The sequence below is a fragment of the Chelatococcus albus genome (genome assembly GCF_030067675.1).
Lineage (GTDB): Bacteria > Pseudomonadota > Alphaproteobacteria > Rhizobiales > Beijerinckiaceae > Chelatococcus_A > Chelatococcus_A albus.
On sequence record NZ_JASJEV010000003.1, the window covers coordinates 234,296 to 252,580 of the forward strand.

19 protein-coding genes and 1 riboswitch are annotated in these 18,285 nt (G+C 69.4%); of the genes, 11 read left to right on the forward strand and 8 right to left on the reverse strand.

Going from position 1 to position 18,285, the window contains the following annotated elements; all coding sequences use genetic code 11:
- Window positions 1-14 precede the first annotated feature (14 nt).
- From QNA08_RS06730 to QNA08_RS06740, 3 genes are read right to left on the reverse strand one after another with little or no spacing between them, the layout of a single operon-like run.
- Complete coding sequence (locus QNA08_RS06730) at window positions 15-1,061, reverse strand: FecCD family ABC transporter permease (RefSeq protein WP_283739918.1); 1,047 nt, start codon at window positions 1,059-1,061, stop codon at window positions 15-17.
- Complete coding sequence (locus QNA08_RS06735) at window positions 1,058-2,038, reverse strand: ABC transporter substrate-binding protein (RefSeq protein ID WP_283739919.1); 981 nt, start codon at window positions 2,036-2,038, stop codon at window positions 1,058-1,060. Before QNA08_RS06735 ends, QNA08_RS06730 begins: the two co-directional genes overlap by 4 nt.
- Window positions 2,039-2,051: 13 nt before the next feature.
- Window positions 2,052-2,843 carry an ABC transporter ATP-binding protein gene (locus QNA08_RS06740; RefSeq protein ID WP_283739920.1) on the reverse strand — a complete coding sequence of 264 codons (792 nt, stop codon included), beginning with the start codon at window positions 2,841-2,843 and terminating at the stop codon, window positions 2,052-2,054.
- Window positions 2,844-3,031: 188 nt separating this feature from the next.
- A riboswitch (cobalamin riboswitch) is annotated at window positions 3,032-3,228 on the reverse strand.
- 771 nt (window positions 3,229-3,999) lie between these two features.
- On the opposite strand from QNA08_RS06740, the gene bfr reads away from it, so the two are divergent.
- Window positions 4,000-4,479, forward strand: a complete 480-nt coding sequence (gene bfr / locus QNA08_RS06750; protein ID WP_283739922.1) for a bacterioferritin — start codon at window positions 4,000-4,002, stop codon at window positions 4,477-4,479.
- A 77-nt stretch (window positions 4,480-4,556) separates the two neighbouring features.
- On the opposite strand, the gene QNA08_RS06755 is transcribed toward bfr, so the two are convergent.
- Together QNA08_RS06755 and QNA08_RS06760 are read right to left on the reverse strand one after the other, a co-directional pair.
- Window positions 4,557-5,195: an NrsF family protein gene (locus QNA08_RS06755; RefSeq protein ID WP_283739923.1), complete on the reverse strand. Its 639-nt coding sequence runs from the start codon at window positions 5,193-5,195 to the stop codon at window positions 4,557-4,559.
- Complete coding sequence (locus tag QNA08_RS06760) at window positions 5,192-5,746, reverse strand: sigma-70 family RNA polymerase sigma factor (RefSeq protein ID WP_283739924.1); 555 nt, start codon at window positions 5,744-5,746, stop codon at window positions 5,192-5,194. The genes QNA08_RS06755 and QNA08_RS06760 overlap by 4 nt, the downstream gene beginning before the upstream one ends.
- Window positions 5,747-5,931: 185 nt before the next feature.
- Here QNA08_RS06760 and QNA08_RS06765 point away from each other — a divergent pair, with 185 nt between their 5' ends.
- The 5 genes from QNA08_RS06765 (at window position 5,932) to QNA08_RS06785 (ending at window position 8,900) form a co-directional block, all read left to right on the forward strand.
- Entirely contained in the window at window positions 5,932-6,264 is a 333-nt protein-coding gene (locus QNA08_RS06765) for a BufA1 family periplasmic bufferin-type metallophore (RefSeq protein ID WP_283739925.1), read from the forward strand.
- 50 nt (window positions 6,265-6,314) lie between these two features.
- Window positions 6,315-6,608, forward strand: a complete 294-nt coding sequence (locus tag QNA08_RS06770; protein ID WP_283739926.1) for a BufA1 family periplasmic bufferin-type metallophore — start codon at window positions 6,315-6,317, stop codon at window positions 6,606-6,608.
- Between the two features lie 69 nt (window positions 6,609-6,677).
- Window positions 6,678-7,586 (forward strand): MNIO family bufferin maturase, encoded by a 909-nt coding sequence (gene bufB, locus QNA08_RS06775; RefSeq protein ID WP_283739927.1) that lies wholly within the window; start codon window positions 6,678-6,680, stop codon window positions 7,584-7,586.
- Window positions 7,567-8,370, forward strand: a complete 804-nt coding sequence (locus QNA08_RS06780; protein ID WP_283739928.1) for an HvfC/BufC N-terminal domain-containing protein — start codon at window positions 7,567-7,569, stop codon at window positions 8,368-8,370. Before bufB ends, QNA08_RS06780 begins: the two co-directional genes overlap by 20 nt.
- Window positions 8,367-8,900: a DoxX family protein gene (locus QNA08_RS06785; RefSeq protein WP_283739929.1), complete on the forward strand. Its 534-nt coding sequence runs from the start codon at window positions 8,367-8,369 to the stop codon at window positions 8,898-8,900. The genes QNA08_RS06780 and QNA08_RS06785 overlap by 4 nt, the downstream gene beginning before the upstream one ends.
- A gap of 8 nt (window positions 8,901-8,908) precedes the next feature.
- Here QNA08_RS06785 and QNA08_RS06790 read toward each other — a convergent pair whose 3' ends face one another.
- Window positions 8,909-11,605 carry a bifunctional acetate--CoA ligase family protein/GNAT family N-acetyltransferase gene (locus tag QNA08_RS06790; RefSeq protein ID WP_283739930.1) on the reverse strand — a complete coding sequence of 899 codons (2,697 nt, stop codon included), beginning with the start codon at window positions 11,603-11,605 and terminating at the stop codon, window positions 8,909-8,911.
- Window positions 11,606-12,020: 415 nt separating this feature from the next.
- On the opposite strand from QNA08_RS06790, the gene QNA08_RS06795 reads away from it, so the two are divergent.
- From QNA08_RS06795 to QNA08_RS06815, 5 genes are all read left to right on the forward strand, one after another.
- Window positions 12,021-12,230: a cold-shock protein gene (locus QNA08_RS06795; protein ID WP_283739931.1), complete on the forward strand. Its 210-nt coding sequence runs from the start codon at window positions 12,021-12,023 to the stop codon at window positions 12,228-12,230.
- Window positions 12,231-12,319: 89 nt separating this feature from the next.
- On the forward strand, window positions 12,320-12,565 hold the full coding sequence (locus QNA08_RS06800; protein ID WP_422679867.1) for a hypothetical protein: 246 nt from the start codon (window positions 12,320-12,322) through the stop codon (window positions 12,563-12,565).
- 18 nt (window positions 12,566-12,583) lie between these two features.
- On the forward strand, window positions 12,584-12,859 hold the full coding sequence (infA, locus tag QNA08_RS06805; protein ID WP_283739932.1) for a translation initiation factor IF-1: 276 nt from the start codon (window positions 12,584-12,586) through the stop codon (window positions 12,857-12,859).
- A gap of 197 nt (window positions 12,860-13,056) precedes the next feature.
- Window positions 13,057-13,668: a sulfite exporter TauE/SafE family protein gene (locus QNA08_RS06810; RefSeq protein ID WP_283739933.1), complete on the forward strand. Its 612-nt coding sequence runs from the start codon at window positions 13,057-13,059 to the stop codon at window positions 13,666-13,668.
- Window positions 13,656-13,805: a hypothetical protein gene (locus QNA08_RS06815; protein WP_283739934.1), complete on the forward strand. Its 150-nt coding sequence runs from the start codon at window positions 13,656-13,658 to the stop codon at window positions 13,803-13,805. Before QNA08_RS06810 ends, QNA08_RS06815 begins: the two co-directional genes overlap by 13 nt.
- Window positions 13,806-13,957: 152 nt before the next feature.
- Here QNA08_RS06815 and QNA08_RS06820 read toward each other — a convergent pair whose 3' ends face one another.
- Together QNA08_RS06820 and QNA08_RS06825 are read right to left on the reverse strand one after the other, a co-directional pair.
- Window positions 13,958-15,106 (reverse strand): acyl-CoA dehydrogenase family protein, encoded by a 1,149-nt coding sequence (locus tag QNA08_RS06820; RefSeq protein ID WP_283739935.1) that lies wholly within the window; start codon window positions 15,104-15,106, stop codon window positions 13,958-13,960.
- Between the two features lie 99 nt (window positions 15,107-15,205).
- A complete protein-coding gene (locus QNA08_RS06825) occupies window positions 15,206-18,199 on the reverse strand; it encodes a PAS domain S-box protein (RefSeq protein ID WP_283740089.1) in 2,994 nt (997 codons plus the stop codon).
- Window positions 18,200-18,285: the final 86 nt, after the last annotated feature.

Below are 18,285 nucleotides of genomic sequence, written 5' to 3' on the forward strand. Positions count from 1 at the left end.
TCGTCGGGTACGCGTCAGGCGATGCCGCGCCGCGCGCGCAGGAGCCAGACGGCAAAGGCGCCGCCGAAGGCGGAGGTGAGGATCCCGAGCGGCAGCTCCTGCGGCGCCGTCAGCGTGCGTGCCAAGGCGTCGACGCCAACCAGGAAGCAGGCGCCCATCAGCGCCGCGGCAACGAGCAGGCGCGAGGAAAGGGGGCCGACGAGTATGCGCGCGACATGCGGGATCATCAGGCCCACGAAGCCGATGGCGCCCGTGAGGGAGACGAGCACGCCGCTGACCAGCGCCGCGCCGGCAAAGAGAATGAGCCGCAGGCGTCCCGGCGAGACGCCGAGCGTCTTCGCCGTCTCCTCCCCCAGGAGCAGCGCATCGAGCGAGCGCGCCTGGGCGAGGAAGAGGACAAGCCCGGCCGCCGTGGCAGCGACGGCGATCCAGATATTGTCCCAGCGCGCGAGGCCGAGGCCGCCGAGCATCCAGAAGACGACCGAATGCGCCGCCCGATGGTCGCCGATGAAGATGAGGGCGTTGGTTGCCGCCATCAGCATGAAGGAGACGGCCACGCCGGCGAGCACCAGCCGGTCCGGACGGCGCTCCTCGTCCGTGCCGCTGACCGCGAGCACCAGCACGAAGGAAAGCGCCGCGCCCAGGAAGGCCGCAAGCGGCAGCGTGGCGATGCCGATGACATCGCCGATGCGCGTGATGACGGTGACGGCGCCAAGGGCGGCGCCGGCCGAGATGCCGAAGAGATAGGGGTCGGCCAGCGCGTTGCGCGTCGTGCCCTGCAACACCGCGCCCACCGCCGCAAGGCCGGCGCCCGTCACCGCCGCAAGCAGCGCCCTCGGAAAGCGGATGTCCCAGACGATGCGCGCCACGCCCTCCGGCCAGTCGCGCGCCACCAGGCCGGGCGAGAGGCGCTCGAGCGCGACGCCCCAGACAGTCCGCAGCGGAATGGGCACCGCCCCGACCGACACGGCGACGGTGACGAGCGCGACGAGCAGGACGAGGAGGCCCCCGACGAGCAGCACCGCAGGCGGCCGCGCCGAGACGTGCAGGGGCTCGTTCATCGGCTGCCCGCCGCGTGCAGGGCCTCAGCGAGCTTCTCGACGGCGCCGACATTGGCCGGGCCCGGCGTGATCTCGGTATAGAGCAGTGGCAGGAAGCGCCTGTTCTTCACCGCGTCGGTCGTCGCCATCGCCGGGTGCTTCTCGAGCACCTCCCACAGCCGCTTCCACCCCGCCTCGTCCTGATAGTCGAGAAGGATGATGAACTCGGGATTGCGCGCCGCCACCGTCTCCCACGAGACCTTGCCCCAGCTCGTCTCGAGGTCGTCCATCACGTTGCGGCCGCCGGCGGCCTCGATGAGCGCCGTCGGCATGGCGAACCTGCCGCCGGTCAGGGGCACCTCCTCGCCCGAGTCATAGAGGAAGACGCGCGGCGCGGGCTTGCCCTTCACCGCCTCCGCCACCTTGGCGAGCCGCTCGCGCCAGCCGTGCACCAGCGCCTGCGCTTCCTCTTCCTTGCCGAAGATGGCGCCGAGGTTGCGGATGTCGGTGTAGAGGAGGTCCATGCTGGCGCGCGGGCGCATCTTGTCCACGCGGATGCAGGACTCGGTGAGCACGTAAGTCTTGATGCCATGCACGGCGAGCGTGTCGGGCGTCACCTCGCCGCCAGGCTGCATGCCATAGCTCCAGCCCGCGAAGAAGAAATCCGGCTCGGCGGCGATGAGCACCTCCATCGACGGGTTCTTCGGCGCGAGCTCCGGCAGCGATCCCATCGCGGCCTTGAAGCGCGGCGTCATCTTGTACCAGCCGGTGATGCCCGTGATGCCCACCATGCGTGGCTGCAGCCCGAGCGCGAACATCATCTCGCTGATGTTCTGGTCGTGCGACACGGCGCGGCTCGGGGGCCGGTCGAAGGTGATGTGGCGGCCGCAATTGTCGATCGTGACCGGAAAGGCCGATGCGCTCGCCGCCGCAGCGAGGGCGGCCACCAGGGCCAGGCCAAACAGGACGTGTCGGTGCCGGACGGATCCAAGGGTCATGCGGTCGATCTCCTCAAACGATCGGGGAAGCAAGACGGAAGCGATAGGGAAAGGGGCGGGCGGCCGGGTCGTCCCGCACGGCCTCCACACCGAAGGCGGCCGTCAAGAGCGCAGGCCGCAGCACCTCGGCCGGCGTTCCCTGGGCGACGAGACGTCCGCCCTGCATCAGCGCGAGTTGGTCGCAGGCCTCCGCCGCGAGCGCGAGATCGTGCAGGGTGACGAGGATCGTCTTGCCGTGCCCCTCCGCCAGGCGGCGCATGAGCGCGGCGAGCTCGAGCTGGTGGCGGATGTCGAGATGGTTGGTGGGCTCGTCGAGGACGAGCAGGTCCGGCTCCTGCGCCAGTGCACGGGCGATGGCGATGCGCTGGCGCTCGCCTCCGGAGAGCCGCGCCACCGGCCGCTCGGCGAGATGAATCGCATCGACCGCTGCAAGGGAGGCCTCGATCGCGTCGGCGTCGCGCCGGCCGGATCTGGCGAAGCGACCGCGATGCGGCGTGCGGCCCAGCGCCACAACCTCGCGGGCAGGCAGATCCGGTGGCGCCGCACCGTCCTGGACGACTGCGGCGATGCGGCACGCCGCCTCGCGCGGCGTCAGGGTCCACACATCCCGCCCGCCGAGGCGGACCACGCCGGTGCGCGGTCGCAATACCCGGTAGACGCAGCGCAGGAGGGTGGACTTGCCGGCGCCGTTGGGACCGACGATGCCCTGCACCACTCCGGCCGGCACGGTGAAGGATAGGCCTTGAATCACGGGCGCCGCCCCTGGCGGCCCCCAGGTGAGCGCGTCGACGGCCAGATGCGTCATGCAGCACACCGCGCCGCCGAAGGACAGCAGTCACGACAATGGCGAGACTCGAACGGCCGACGACGCAGAACGTCGGGTTCCATGCTCTTCTCCCTCACGCGCCCACCGCGCGCCGGATGCGAATGCCATCACGAGGGAGAAGACGGCCCGCCCGCAGAGTGCAGGCGAGCAGCCGGTCGCCCTCCGCGACGGCGGTTGATGCGCGGGCAGGTTTCCTGGCTCGCGGATCTTCGCGCCGGTCGAACCTTCCCGGTTTCCCAGTGGCCATGCATGACCGGCGCTCACCGCTCACAGTTGCGGGGGCAGCCACGGCTGACGGCGATGCCGCTTCCGTGTTCCCTTTTAACCCGACTCGCCGTCGGGCACCCGAGCCCACCCACGCTGGCATTGCGCGGTGCATCTTTCAAGTCGCCTCGTGTCCCATTTAATATGCAATGTTGTAACATTACATATCTGGATTGCGTCACGCCGCAACGACCGCTTGCCAGAGCACGTTCCACGCTTATCCACAGGCGATATCCGGCAACCGCATCCATGCACTACCCCGCCACCATGCGACCTTCGATGCCTTGAAGGGCCCGCTTTCCGCATGTAAGTTCTTGATAAGAAAGGTATTTTTGAATCTCTCTAAACTGGCTCGCGCATGATCGTCTGCTCCTGCAACGTCCTCTCGGACAGGCAGATCCTCTCGACTCTCGACAGCGAGGAGGCCGGCAAGCCCCGCTCACCGGCCCAGGCCTACCGCTGTCTCGGCTGCAGCCCCGACTGTGGCCGCTGCCTCGTGACCGTGCGGCGCCTCCTCGCCGACGCACGTGGCGCCGCCTGCGATCTCGGCTGCCCGATCTGCCCGAGCGCGCCAGACGAGGTGCCTGGCGAAGCGCGCCTGGCCGCGGTAATCTCCCGATCAGAGCCGGCGAACGTGGACCTTCAGCCTCTGATGGCGGCCGAATAACGTCGGGTCAGCCCACCTCTGGACGTCTTGCCCGCGAGCTGCGAGCCTGCAGCCAGGGGCGGAAGTTGTATCGCATGGGCCCTCTCGTGCAGCACGGCCCGGCCCACGCTGGCGTATGGCGGTAGTGGTTGCCTCTTGATCCGACCGACACTCAGTTTATAATTATTCTAATTCCGCAGCCGGAATCGGACAGGAGCGATTGCCATGAAGGGGGACGCGAAGGTCATCGAGTATCTTAACCGCGGCCTGCGCAGCGAGTTGACTGCCATCAACCAGTACTGGCTGCATTATCGCATGCTGGACAACTGGGGCTACAAGGACCTTGCCAAGAAGTGGCGCGAGGAGTCGATCGAGGAGATGCGCCACGCCGACCGCTTCGTGGACCGCATTCTGTTCCTCGAGGGGCATCCGAACCTCCAGGTGCTCGACCCGCTGCGCATCGGCGAGAGCGTCAAGGAAGTGATCGAATGCGACCTCGCCGCCGAGGTTGATGCGCGCGCCCTCTACCAGGAGGCGGCGACCTACTGCCATTCGGTGAAGGACTATCCGTCCCGCGACCTCTTCGAGGAGCTGATGACGGACGAGGAGGGCCACATCGACTTCCTCGAAACCCAGCTCGATCTCATCAAGCAGCTCGGGCCGCAGCTCTACGCGCAGCACCACATCGGCAAGCTCGAAGACTGAGCGGCGGCGGCATGATGCCAAGCCAGGCGGCCGGCGTTACGCCGGCCGTTCGCATTTCGGCCGTACACAGCCTTGCGCTACCAGCGCAGCACGCGGCGGCCGATGGCGGCGCCTGCGACGACGACGAGGGCGACGGCCAGCGTGTACCAGGTGGCCACGAAGAGCGGCGAGTCGTCGGTGCAGTGCGCGGCATAGAGTGTTGCCCCGATGCCGCCAGCCGCGAGCCCGGCAACCGCGCCTGCGACGCCGGGCGCAGTTGGCGCGCCGTGCCGCAGGGCGACCAGCAGCGCGGCGAGCGGCGCGAGCGAGAGCGCGGGAATGCTCACGAGACAGACGGCCAGGTTGCGTCCGACGAGCCTTGGCCACCATTCCGCCGCCGGCAGGAGGATGAGCTCCGTGGCGACGGCCCCCGCGAGCAGGAGCGGCGCAAGCAGCAGCACCCTCCCCCGCCCGCGCAGGTCCCGCCCCGGCTGCGCAAGCCTCGGCAGCAGGGCGAGCGCCGTGACGGTGAGACCGAACGCGACGACGAACTTGAAGAGGAAGCGCGGTGTTTCCGCAGCCGCAGCAATGTCCGGCCGCGGCCCGAGCGCCATCATGAAGAGCACCGTCGCGGTCACGACGGCGGGCACCAGGGCCACCGCGCAGACGGTGGCGACCGGAGGGGAGCGCGTCGCCTGATCCTGGACGAGGGCGTCGATCAATTGCGTCGTCTTCATTCCCCCACCCTCCCGAAGCGCGCCGCCAGCGCCTTGAGCCCCCGGTGCAGGGCGACGCGCACGGCGCCGTCGCTCATGCCGAGGCGCCGCGCCGTTTCCTGAATGCTCGCGCCCTCGACGGAAACCGCGCGGACCACGGCCCGCTGCCCCTCGCTCAGAACGGCCAGGAGGCGATCGATCTCGCGCCCTGACAGTTCCTCCCCCTTGGCGCCGTCCGGCAGGCTGTCGGCGACTTCCTCGATGGGAACTTCAACACCCTGCTTGCGGCGGCGCAGGTTGTCGATGAGCTTGTTGCGAGCGATGGCGGCGACCCAGGGCCCGATCGGGGCGGAGGGATCCCATGTGTGCCGCTTGATGTGGATCGCCAGAAGCGCCTCCTGCACGACATCCTCCACCTCGCCTGCCGAGGTCATCCCGACACGTGCGAACCCGCGGCGGACGATGCTGCGCAGAACCGGCGCGAGCCCCTGCAGCAATCGGCGATAGGCGGCCGGATCGCCCACGTTCGCCGCGCGCATCAGCGCCGCCCATTCGTCCTCGCGGTCTTGCACGATCCCTCTGTATCCTTGTTCGGCACGCCGCAGCTTGCTGTTACGCCGATGTGAGATCAATCACACAGCCGTGAGACGCAAAACCCGCCCGGACACAGCTGCGTGAGCGGCGTAACGGCGCGTCCCCTCCCCGCGAAGAAGTGGACATGGGCTGCAGTCGCGGTCCGCATCAGGGAGACAGGACGATGAATCGCCGCTCAGTCACCATTGCCCTCGCCGGCTCCATCGCAACCGCACTCGCCATGATCGGCGCACCGGCGCGGGCGCAGGATGCCGCGATGGAGAAAATGATGAGGGACACCGGAGAGGCCATAAAGGCCGGCAAGGTTGAGAAGTGTTACGGCATCGCCCTCAAGGGGCAGAACGACTGCAAGGCGGGAGCCGGGACCACCTGCGCTGCGACCAGCAAGGTCGACTACCAGGGCGACGCCTTCAAGATCGTGCCCAGGGGAACCTGCGTGACCGTCCAGACGCCGCACGGCCCCGGATCGCTCGAGCCGATCAAGCGGCCCTCGTGACACACGCCCCGCCGACCACCCCGCAACCGCAAGCGTCCGGGAAACGCTCCATGATCAAGTCTGCCACCGCCCTCGCGCTGGCCAGCGCCGTCACCGCCATGCTCGCCGCCGCTGCGTCCAGCTCCGGCGCCGCCGAAGGGAAGGAGAAGTGCTATGGCGTCGCCCTCAAGGGGCAGAACGATTGCGCAGCCGGGCCCGGCACGACATGCGCCGGGACGGCGAGGATCGACTACCAGGGCAACGCCTGGAAGTACGTCGCCAAGGGCACGTGCGTGACGATGGAGCTGCCGGGCGGCCGCAAGGGCGCGCTCGAGGCACTGAAGCGCGACCTGCCCAAGGTCTGAGACGCCGCTCCCTTCCCCCCGCATCCTGAGGCGAGGGGAAGGGCCCGTCGGATCGAAGGAGATGCCGCCATGCTGCCGACCTCGATTGCCGCGGCCATTCCCGCCCGCGCCGGCGTGGGGCTGAAGCCCGAGCACTATCGTGCCATCCTCGAGAGCGCGCCGGATGTCGCTTTCTTCGAGATCCATGCCGAGAACTACATGGGCGCAGGCGGGCCGCCGCACCGCTATCTCGAAGCGATCCGCGCCCGCTATCCGATCTCGCTGCACGGGGTTGGCCTGTCGATCGGCGCCGACCGCGCCCTTGATCGCGAGCACCTGGCGCGGCTGCGCGGCCTCGTCGAGCGCTACGAGCCCGGCCTGTTCTCCGAGCACCTCGCCTGGTCGACGCACGACACGGGATTCCTCAACGACCTTCTGCCCGTGCCCTACACGAGGGCGACGCTCGAACGCGTCTGCGACCACGTGGACGAGGCGCAGGAGGCCGTCGGGCGGCGCATGCTGCTCGAGAATCCGTCGACCTATCTGGTCTTCGCCGAAAGCACGATCCCCGAGGTCGATTTCCTCGCCGAGGTCGCCGCCCGCACCGGTTGCGGCCTGCTCCTCGACGTCAACAACGTCGAGGTCTCGGCGACCAACCATGGCTACGACCCGACGGCCTATCTCGATGCCTTTCCCGCCGAGCATGTCGGCGAGATCCACCTCGGGGGCTTTGCCGCGACCACCGACGACAGGGGCGCGCGCCTGCTCATCGACGCGCATGGCTCGCCGGTCGACGACAGGGTCTGGGCGCTCTATCGCCATGCCCTCGGCCTCTGCGGCGCCGTGCCCACCTTGATCGAATGGGACAACGATGTGCCCGCCTGGCCGATCCTCCACGCCGAGGCACGCCGGGCGGACGCATTGCTCGCGCGGGTGGCGGCGCGGCCGCACGGCGAGCGTCGGGCAGCGGAGGATCTCCATGGCACCCACGCTCTCTGAGATCCAGGCGGCCTTCGCCGCAGCCCTCGTCGATCCCGCATTGCCGGTGCCGGACGGGCTCTGTGGCCCCGGCGGCGGGCCGGCCGCGCGCCGCTTCGCCGTCTATCGCAACAATGTCGTGGTCGGGCTGACGGAGGCACTGCGCGCGCGCTTTCCCGTGACCGACCGTCTCGTCGGGCCGGAGTTCTTCGGCGCAATGGCGCGAGCCTATGTCGCGGCTCACAAGCCGGCGTCGCCGCTGCTCATGCACTACGGCGACGACCTTCCCGACTTCATCGCCGCCTTCGAGCCGGCGGCCATCATCGTCTATCTCGCCGATGTCGCACGGCTCGAAGCGGCCTGGTCGCAGGCCTACCATGCGGCCGAGGCGGTCCCGATCGGAATCGCGGCGCTCGCGGCGATCCCCACGGACGAACTCGCATCCGTTCACCTGACACTCCACCCTTCGCTGCGCCTCTTGCATTCCGCGCATCCCGTGGCCTCAATCTGGGCCGCCCACCAGACGGATGGGCCGGTCATGCCGCCCGAACCGTGGGAGCCGGAGGACGTCCTCGTGGTGCGGCCGGAGGCGGAGGTGCTGGTCCATCGCCTGCCCGCGGGCGGTCTCGCCTTCCTCGCGGCGCTCGAGGCCGGCGCGCCCCTTGGTGTCGCGGTCGAAAGGGCGACTGCCGCCGCACCGGCCTTCGACCTCCCCCGCAATCTCGCCGGCGCCTTCGAAGCCGGCGCAGTGATCGCCGCCAGCATCAGCGCTGCTGTGCAAGCCCTTGCGGAGACATGTCCATGACAGATGCCATTGATCAGGCGACGCACCGTTCGGCCGCCGACGCGGTGGCTCGGTTCATCGCCCGTGCCGACGTGCTTCTCGGGCGTTTCCCGGCGGCGCTCGTGCAGCTCGTCCTGCGTTTCACCGTCGCCCTTCCCTTCTGGCGATCCGGCCTGACCAAGTGGGACGGCTTCCTTGAGCTGTCGGACGGCGCCGTCTTCCTCTTCCAGGAGGAGTTCCGGCTGCACATCCTCGGCAGCACCTACCCCTTCCCCTTCCCGACCGCGGTCGCCTTCGTCGCAGGTTGCGTGGAGATCGTGCTCCCCATCCTGCTCGTCCTCGGCCTCGGGACACGCTTCGCCGCCCTCGGCCTCCTGGTGATGACCGGCGTGATCCAGCTCACCGTGCCTGACGGATGGGCGACCTATCACCTCCCCTGGGCGGCGATGCTGCTGGCACTTGTCGCCTATGGCGCGGGGAAGGTCTCGCTCGACCATTGGATCGGCGCCCGGCGCATGAAGGCGGCGGCCGACCGCAGCGGACCGGCCTGACCGCCGCGTCACTCCAGGTGAAGCGTCACGACGCGGATGTCCGGGTCCTCGGGATCGAGCGAGATGCGGAAGCCGAGCTTCTCGCACATGGCGAGCATCATCGTGTTCTCGCGCAGCACCTGCCCCTCGATGATCTTGAGCCCCTCCGCCCGGGCATAGTCGATCATCATCTCCATCAGCACCCAGCCGAGACCGCGGCCCTTCAGGTCCGAGCGCACCATGATGCCGTACTCGCCCTTGTCGTAGTTGGCATCGGCGTGGAGGCGCACCGCGCCCAGCATTTCGCCGCTCGCCTCCTCGATGGCGACGAAGGCCATGGCGCGGGCATAGTCGAGCTGGGTCAGGCGGGCGATGAAGGAATGGCTGAACTCCTTCACGGGCGCAAAGAAGCGCAGGCGCAGGTCCTCGTCGGTCTGACGCCCGAAGAAGGCGCGGAACATGTCTTCGTCTTCCGGCCGCACGGGCCGGATGAACACGGATGCACCGTCGTTGAGCGCCGTGCGCCGTTCCCATTCCGCCGGATAGGGGCGGATGGCGAAGCGCGGATGGCCGGCCGGCCCCTTGCGACCGGCGGCGACCGGCGCGACGACGACGCGCGCATCGACGGCAATGACGCCGTCCTTGTCGGCGAGCAGGGGGTTGATGTCGAGCTCGCGCACCTCAGGCAGGTCGGCGGCGAGCTGCGCGAGCTTGACGAGCACCAGCCTGATCGCGTGCTCGTCGGCCGCCGGCACGTCGCGATAGGCCTTGAGGACGCGCGAGACGCGCGTGCGCGCGATCAGCGTCTCCGCGAGCTTGAGGTCGAGAGGCGGCAGCGCCAGCGCCTTGTCGTTGATGACCTCGACCGCCGTGCCGCCCCGCCCGAAGACCACCACCGGCCCGAAGGTCGGATCGTCGGCAAGGCCGGCAATCAGCTCGCGCGCCTTGGGCCGGAGGATCATCGGGTGGACGGTGAGACCGGTGATGCGCGCGTCCGGCCTCGCCTCACGCGCACGAGCAAGGATCCCGGCCGCGGCCTCGCGCACCGCCTTCTCGCTCGTGAGGTTGAGCCGCACGCCGCCGACGTCCGATTTGTGCACGATGTCGGGTGACAGGATCTTCACGGCGACAGGAACGCCTTCGGCAAGGAACGGCGCGGCAGCCACCGCCGCCTCATCCGTGTCGCGCGCGAGAACCGTCGGCGTGATCGGGATCTGATAGGCGGCAAAGAGCCGGTCGATCTCGACGGGATCGAGCCAGGTCCGCCCCTCCGCCACGGCGGTCTCGACGATTGCTTTGGCCGCGGGCACATCCGGCACGAAGTCCTTCGGCAGGCTGGGCGGCGTCTCCATGGAGAGATCGCGCGCCTCGCGATAGCGGACGAGATGCATGAAGCCCTGCACCGCATCCGCCTCGGTGGCGAAATGCGGAATGGCGGCGGTCTCGAACAGATCGGACGCCGCTCCGTCCTCGCCGATCCATACGGCGAAGACCGGTTTCGACCGGAAGGATTTCTGCCGCTCGCGGCGCGTCGCCTCGACGACGGCCTCCGCCGCCTCGACCGAGGAGGCAAGAGCCGTGGGCACGTTCATCACCAGGATGGCGTCGTTCTCCGGATCGGCGAAGAGGGCCTCCAGGGCGAGCCCGTAGCGCCCCGCATCGGCGTCGCCGACGATGTCGATGGGATTGGCCCCCGACCAGGTGGGCGGCAGCACGGCGTCGAGGCGCGCGCGCGTTTCGTCGGAGAGCGTCGCGAGCGCCCCGCCGAGGTCGATCAGGCGGTCGACGGCCAGCACACCGACCCCGCCGCCGTTGGTGAGGATGGCGAGCCGCCCGCCCGGGAAGGGCTTCAGGCGGCCGAGGGTTTCGGCCGCGGAGAAGAGCTCGTCGAGATCAAGGACGCGCAGAAGGCCGGCGCGTCGGAACGCGGCATCGTAGACCGCGTCGGAACCGGCGAGAGCGCCGGTGTGCGTCATCGCCGCCTTCGCCCCCTGGGCATGGCGCCCCGACTTGACGACGACGACCGGCTTGGCACGCGCGGCGGCGCGCGCCGCCGACATGAACTTGCGCGCGTCGTTGATCGACTCGACATAGAGCAGGATGGCGCGCGTGCCGCGGTCGAGGGCGAAATGGTCGAGCAGGTCGCCGAAATCGACGTCGAGCTTGTCCCCCAGCGACACGACCGCCGAAAAGCCGACGGAGCGCGCCGCCGCCCATTCGACGAGCCCCGCGGCGATGGCGCCGGACTGCGACACGAGTGCGAGATCGCCGGCCCGCGGCATGCGTGCGGCAAAGCTCGCGTTCAGCCTGGCGGCTGGCGCCATCACGCCGAGACAGTTGGGGCCGACGAGGCGCAGGCCGTGTGCGCGCGCAGCCTTCTCCGCCTCCGCCGCCAGCGATCCCGGCCCGTGCCCGAGGCCGGCGGTGATGACGACAGCGGCAGCCGCCCCCTTGGCGCCCGCCCGGGCCAGGATCCCCGGAACGCTGTGCGGCGGCGTGGCGACGATGACGACGTCCGGCGCCTCGGGCAGCGCCTCGATGTCCGGCACCGCTGCGCAACCGTCGAGTTCCGTGTAGCGCGGATTGACGAGACGGATCGTGCCGGCGAAGCCACCCTGGCGCAGGTTCTGCAAGACGGTGCGGCCAAGCGAGCCCGGCCGGGGACTTGCGCCGACGAGGGCGACCGAACGGGGGGCGAAGAGCTTGTCGAGGCGATAGGTGCTCATGGTGTCGGCGGCCTCCGGGCGGTGGCAGAATTGAAGGAGGTTGCGTCGCGTCTCATGAGTGACCGTATCTGGTGACGCCACCATGATCGAGCGCAAGGACGCGCTCGCGGGGATCGGCGACGCTCGAGCTCTCTCCCCTGCGACACGCGCGACGGAGGTGGCGGCCGCGAGCTCATTCGGCGTCCTGCCAGTTCGCGGTGACGCATATGCCCTTGCAATTGCCACGCTCTGCCCCCATGTTGTCGCGATCGACTTGTGGCCGGACGACTGGGCCGACACGCTCTTTGGACCCGTAGGTCCATGACGAGCGCACGTTTCAGAACCCTCCCCCTACATCGACGACCGGATCGGGCCGGTGCTCGCGCGCGGCTCCATCCTATCTTCGTTCCCACGCGCGAGCCGTGAAGGACATCCCATGGAAACTGGCACCGTCAAATGGTTCAACGACCAGAAGGGCTACGGCTTCATTCAGCCCGACAACGGCGGCAAGGACGTCTTCGTCCACATCAGCGCCGTCGAGCGGGCCGGCCTGCGCGGCCTGGCCGAGGGGCAGAAGGTCACCTTCGATCTCGTCACCGACCGGCGGACCGGCAAGACCGCCGCCGATAACCTCAAGTCCGCATGAGGCACTCCCGGAAGGCGCGGGCCCCCTCCGCGCCTCTCCCCGCAAGGGGACCTTACGGGGGCGCCGCATGCCCTCCAAGAAGAAGAAACATGCATTTCGAATTCACTGCACGACGCTCCGAGACCGGCATGGAGCCGGCGCGGTTTCAGGTCGAGCGTCTGTTCACTGGTCGCCCCGGAGAGCTCATCGACGTGAGCCACCTGATCGACCGCAGTTACGACTACCACTCTGTCCGCGAGCTGCACTGGCACCTGGCCGAGCGCTTCGGCCTGCCCGTCCAGCACGTCGCCGTCCGCCGCGCTGGCTGCGCCCGCCCGGCAGTCGCGAGGACCTGAGGATCAAGGAGCGACACGATGGCGAAGGAAGAGCTGATTCAATTCGAGGGGCGCGTCGTCGAGGTGCTGCCGGACGCCCGCTTTCGCGTCGAGCTCGAAACGGGCACCGAGGTGATCGCCTACACCGCCGGCAAGATGAAGCGCCATCGCATCAAGACACTCGCCGGCGATCGCGTCACGGTCGAGATGTCGCCCTACGACCTCGGCAAGGGCCGCCTCGTCTTCCGGCATCGCGAAGACCGCGGCCACGCCGCACCACTGCCCGCCGGGAGGGGCCCGGCGCGGCGCCGGTAGCCACTTGCCGCGACGAGCCCACCTCGACGCCCGGTCACGCGTCGCCGAACGAAGGAACACAAGGCCCTTCGCGACGAAATCTGCACGCTGACGCTGCCGCGCATCCGCGTGGCCGCTGATTCGATACCTCGGGCCGGGGGAACAAACCGATCGGTCGACGCGTTGGGGAGCAACGCGGAGGTGAGAGGGAGGCTGCCATGCTCTCTGGCGATCTCGCCCTCTACATCGCGTTGGGCTTCACGGCTCAGCTGATCGACGGCGCGCTGGGTATGGCCTACAGCCTGATCGCCACATCGGCGCTGCTCGCATTGGGTACGCCGCCGGCCTTCGCGAGTGCCAGCGTCCACGCGGCCGAGACGGTGACGACGGGGTTGGCGGGCGCATCCCATGCCTGGCATCGCAATATCGACTGGTCCGTGGTCGGCCGCCTTGCGCCGGCCGGCGTCATCGGCGGCATCATCGGTGCCCACGTCCTCACCGAGCTGCCCGAGGGCATGGTCAGGATCTTCGTGACGTTCTACCTGATGGCGATGACCCTCTCCATCGTTCGCTGCCTTCTCACGGGGCGAACCGGAAACCGCGAAATCCTTGCAACGGTACCCATCGGGCTGGGCAGCGGTTTCCTCGATGCGATTGGCGGGGGCGGGTGGGGTCCGCTTGCGAACTCGGCCCTGATCGCGCGGGGCGACCGCCCACGCCACAGTATTGGCTCGGTCGGCCTCTCCGAATTCTTCGTCACCGTGGCGATCTCGGCGACCTTTGTCGCCACCCTTGATCCGCCGAATACGGGCGCGTCGTGGTCGGGTTGATCGTCGGTGGCGCGCTGGCCGCCCCCCTTGCCGGCTGGCTGAGCCGCGTGCTCCCGCTATCGGAGCTCATGACCCTGGTCGCCTTCATCCTCGCCGGCATGAGCATCTACAACTTTGCCCGGCTCGGCGCCGCATGAGACCCGCCGGCTGACGCGTCAGAGGATCTCGCGATGACGTCTCAGCCGCCCTAGAGCATTTTCCGCCGACGTGGTCGCCGGTTCGGCGAAGAAAATGCTCTATTCTCAAGAAGATAGACGCACTTCCCGATTCAATTGAATCGGGAAGTGCTCTAGCGCAGGGTCTCGCGCGCGATGATGAGCCGCTGGATCTCCGAGGTGCCCTCGTAGATGCGCGTGATGCGGGCGTCGCGCGCGTAACGCTCGACGGGGAAGTCCCTCACATAGCCCGCGCCGCCGTGGAGCTGGATGGCGGTATCGGTCGCGCGATGCGCCGCCTCGGATGCGAAGAGCTTCGCCATCGAGGCCTCCTTGGCGAAGCTCTCGCCCCGGTCCTTCTTCGCCGCAGCATTGAGGATGAGCAGGCGCGCCGCCTCGATGTCCACTTCCCGATCCGCGATCATCCACTGGATGCCCTGGAAATCCGCGATGCGCTGGCCGAACTGGCGGCGCTCCCGCACGTAGGACTTCGCCGCGTCCATGGCGGCTCGGGCGATGCCCAGTGACAGCGCGGCGACGCCGATGCGCCCGCCGGCGAGCTCGGCCACCGCGATGCGGAAGCCGTCGTTCTCGCGGCCCATGAGAGCGGAGGCCGGAACGCGGCAGCCGTCGAAATGCACGACATTCGTCGGCGAGCCGTGCTGGCCCATCTTGCTCTCGGCCTTGCCGACGGCGAGGCCCGGCGTGCCGGCCTCGACGAGAAAGCAGGAGATGCCCTTGCCCTTCGGCGCCTCCGGGTCCGTCACCGCCCAGACCACGAAGACGCCCGCGAATTCGGCCGAGGTGATGAAGAGCTTGGCGCCATCGATCACATAGGCGTCGCCGTCGCGCCGTGCCCGCGTCTTCATGCCGGCCGGGTCGGAGCCCGCCCCCGTCTCGGTGAGGCAGAAGGCCCCCGCCCGATAGCTGCCGTCGGCGAGCCGCGGCAGGTGCCGCCGCTTCTGCTCCTCCGAGCCGATGGCCTGGATGACCTCGCCGACCATGTTGGTCACGGACGTGGCGACCGCCGTCGAAGCGCAGGCATAGCCGAGTTCCTCGATGGCGAGGGCGAAGGCGACGGTGCCCGCTTCGGTCCCGCCGTAGGCGCTCTTCACGTTGAGCGCCATGAAGCCGTTCTCGGCGAGAAGCTTCAGGTTGGCGAGCATCTCCGCCCGTCCCTCGCCGCGATCGAGCTTCTCGGCGAGCGGCGCCAGGCGATCGGCCGCCAGCCGCCGCGCCGTCTCGCGGATCATCTCCTCCTCGTCCGTGAAGGCGAAATGCATACGCCGCTCCCTCCCGATTGTTCGCAGGAGGCTAGGCCGCGGCAGGCCGCACGGCAACGCGCGCCGGCTGGGAACCCACCGTGCGTTTCTGCAGGAGGCTCACTCCGCGAGCACACGCGTCGGCGGCAGCACGATCTCGACCAGCGTGCCCTCGCGCTTGGCGCTCGTGATGACGAGCGAGCCGCGGTTGGCCTCGACCAGCGCCTTGGTCAAGGGCAGCCCGAGCCCCGTGCCGCCGGGGCGCCGGGCGGTGGCGAGCTGGCGGAAGGGCTCGAGTGCGGCCTCGACTTCCTTGTCCGTCATGCCGATGCCCGTGTCACGGATGCGCAGGGCCACCTCGCCCCGGTCGGTCAGCGCCGTCGAGACGATCACCTGCCCGCCCGCATCGGTGAACTTGACGGCGTTCGACAGCACGTTGAGCACGATCTGGCGCATGGAGCGCTCGTCCGCCACGACCGGCGGCAGCTTGGCGGCGAGGCTGGTGCGCAGGACGATGCGGTCGCGGTTCGCCTGCGGCTGCATGAGCGCGACGCAGTTCGACACGATCTCGTTCAGATTGACGCTGGTGAACGACAGGTCCATTCGCCCCGCCTCGATCTTGGCGAGATCGAGGAGATCGTTGACGAGACTGATGACGTGCCCGCCGGACGCGTGAATGTCCGCAAGGTATTCCTTGTAGCGCTCGTTGGCGAGAGGGCCGAAGCGCTCCTCCAGCATCACCTCGGCGAAACCGATGATGGCGTTGAGCGGCGTGCGGATCTCGTGGCTCATCTTGGCCAGGAAATCCGACTTCTGCGCGCTCGCCTCCTCCGCCGCCTTCTTGGCGGCGAGCAGCTCGGCCTCGGCCTTCTTCGCCGCCGTCATGTCGCGCAGCACGGCGCAGAACTTGCGCGCGCTCGCGTCGCCGATGCGGCCGATGGTCATGGTCAGCGGGCACTTGCCGCCCTGGCGGACGCGCCCCGTCACCTCGCGGCCGTCGTTGAGCACGCTCGCGACACCGCCGGCCTTCAGGCCCTCTAGATAGTCGAAGGCCACGGCGTGGCTCTCCGGCGCGAGGAGGAGCGTGAAGGCCTCGCCCGCCACCTCCTTCTCGTCATAGCCGAAGAGCGCCTCCGCCGAGCGGTTGAGCGAGACGATGCGGCCGCGCTCGTCGAGCACGATGACACCATCCGTCGCGGTGTCGAGAATCTCCGTCAGCTCGCGAGAGCGGGCGATCTGCGCCTCGAGCGCGCGGTGGAGCGATAACGCGTCCTGCTGCTCCGCCGCCCCGAGCGCCCGCCTGAAGCACATGAGCGTCGCGGCGCTGCCCTGCCAATCGATGGCCGCGAGCCGCGCCTCGACGGGGATCGTCTCGCCGTCCGCGGCCCGCAGCACGACAGGCGCCTGCTCGGCAGAGATTGCTCCACCCTCGAACAGGGCATCAAGCCCTCCCGCGGCCGCGAGGGCAGCGAGATCGACAAAGCCGAGGAGGTCGAGCAGCGTCCGGTTGGCATAGACCGGGGTGCCGTCGCGGCTGATGAGGATGCCGATCGGCAACCGATCCGCCAGAGACGCGAAGGCATCGCCGGACGGGCGTTGTCCGCCCGTGTCGTTGGATGCCGGCGGCGCTGCCGGTACGAACGGCGGCGCAAAGGGGATGACGACGGGCTCGGCCACCGGCGCGGCTTCAGTCCGCTGCGGCGCGTCGACGGCCTCGGCGGCACGGGGCCTGCTCTCCTCGTCCGCCAGGCGGGCGCCGAGCGCACGCGCGATCTCGCGAAAGGCGTTGCGCTCGCTTGAGGAGAGCTCCGGCCTGCCGTCGCCCACCCCCGACGCCGGCGGTCGCGCCGCATCTGGGCCTGCCGGAGTGCGCCCTCTCTCGGGACCGGGCGCTTCGCCCCTCACCTCCACGACACGCAGCGGCACGACCTTGGGCGCGCCCAGCGTCGCGGCGACGGCGCCACGCACGGGTGGGAACGGCCCGCTCGGCGGTGGTTCGGCGCGGGATGCGCGATCGGCCGGTGCGGCAGCTGCGTCCCGCGCCTCATCCGGCGGCTGCACGGGGCGCGCGCCCGTCTGGAGCGGCGTGACGCCCTCCTCGGCGCCGATCTCCCCGATACCGGCCTCCCCGGGACCCGCCAGCGTCGGCTCGGCGATGTCCGTCGCCGCATACGAGCGCGGCTCCGGCGCCGGCACATCGGTCACGCCCGCCGCGGCGTCGGGTGCACTCTCCGCCGAGATCGGCGTCAGGATATCGACACCGGCCTGCGGCTCGCCCTCCTCCCCATCCTCCACAGGCTCTTCGGTCAGGCTGTCGAGCCGGCAGAGGCCGAAGCCGCGAAAGCCGGTAAAGCGGCGGTCACGATCGTGCAGGGGGATCGCCGCGAGCTCCACGGGCACGCGCAAACGTGTTTCCCCGATGCGCCACAGCACCGTGCGGCCGCTCCACGTGTCCCGCTTGGCAAGGGCGCGCTCGACCGCACCTTCCGGATCGAAGGCGAAATCCCCTTCGATATCCTCCCACTTGTAGCCGATGATCCCGGCCGGCTCCCGGCCCACCACATCGGCGAGCTCGGGCGACACGCGGGTGAACACCCCCTCCGCATCCATTTCCCACAGGAAGCGCACGGTGGCGCGCCGGGCGGCGAGTGCCCGCACGGCCTCGGCGGGGTCGAGAGCCGGCGATGCGGCGTCTCCCGCTGCCGGTGTCGGAACGGCGATCGGCGCCGAGGACGTCGACGCCCAGTCCTTCGGCTGGCCACCAACGATGGACGTCATCAGCGCCAAGCCACCCGCGCGCAGGTGGACCAGCCGGCAGGCGCAGGTCAGCAGGTCGACGCGCGTCCCCGCCGCGATGCGCAGGCGCTCGAGGCGCAGGCCAGTGAACGGAGCGAGGCCCGCCGCCAGCTTGGCGATGCGCTCGCGGACGAAGGAACGCTCGGGCGCCGCCATGACGCGTGCCACGAAAGGAGCTGCCGCATCCGACGCCCAGAGCGCACGGCCTTCCGGCGACCAGAGCACGGTCGCCGCTTGCGGCGTCAGGAAGGACGCGAGCGATGCATCCTGCCGCAGGGCGGCAAGATCCTCGCGGAGGTCCGGCGCGGACGGCGTCATCACCGGTTGCTCTGGTTAACGGTTGACGGGGTCATGGCTAACGAAGCCTTAATATAAGCACGTCGGAAGCCCGTCACGAGATGCCG